The sequence below is a fragment of the Vibrio sp. 2132-1 genome (genome assembly GCF_033344315.1).
The window spans coordinates 1-697 of record NZ_JAWPON010000342.1 but is presented as its reverse complement, the minus strand read 5'-3'; the positions used below and the strand labels follow the sequence as shown (position 1 = coordinate 697).

Below are 697 nucleotides of genomic sequence, written 5' to 3'. Positions count from 1 at the left end.
AGCTGGATTGCGATTCACATTCATAAAGTAGCCATGAATTGACTGCTGAACTGAATCGAATTTTTGAACTTCGTGAGTTTTTCCTGCAGCACGCTGAGCAGGCACAATTCCGCAGCCCTGTTTATAACACCATTGGCCGAACAAGTTGTTTGCTTGAGTAGCAAAACGAGAAGTACCCCACGCGGATTCATTGGCAGCTTGAGTTAGCACTAATGCTTCTGGTAAAACATTGACTCGCTTTAACATTTCAGTCAGCCAAGCTTCATCAATATGACCATCATGAAGAGGAAACCCATATAACTGCGCTAATCTTTCTGCGTAAGCTTCTTCGTCCGGCGACACTTCTCCAATCTCAAGAGAGCTTAGAAAAGCACGTTCTTTTTCAATCCTGTGATTTTCTAGTGCGATTTTAGGCCGTAAGAAATCGAAAAATGCCGCCTTTTTTTCTTTGGCGTCTTTGATAGAGTTAAAGTCTGGAATGTCCCCAATGTAGGGCAAGTGCGACAAATCAGGATGTTTCACCGGACCTTGAACAACATTAGGATCATTCGCGCTTTTGAACTGGCGGTCGTAATGCAAATATGGACCTACCGAAATAAAAGTGGCGGCTATACAGGCAGCCGCCACTCGTAAAGTCATTAATTTTAAAGATTTAGGCATTAAACACCTGAGATTTACCATCGTGATCGTTATCATT

The 697-nt window shown here is 42.8% G+C and carries 1 protein-coding gene; it reads right to left on the bottom strand.

Going from position 1 to position 697, the window contains the following annotated elements:
* A partial coding sequence (locus tag R8N47_RS25290; protein WP_318186120.1) for a glucosaminidase domain-containing protein occupies positions 1-660 on the bottom strand: 660 nt, incomplete at its 3' end.
* Positions 661-697 lie beyond the last annotated feature (37 nt).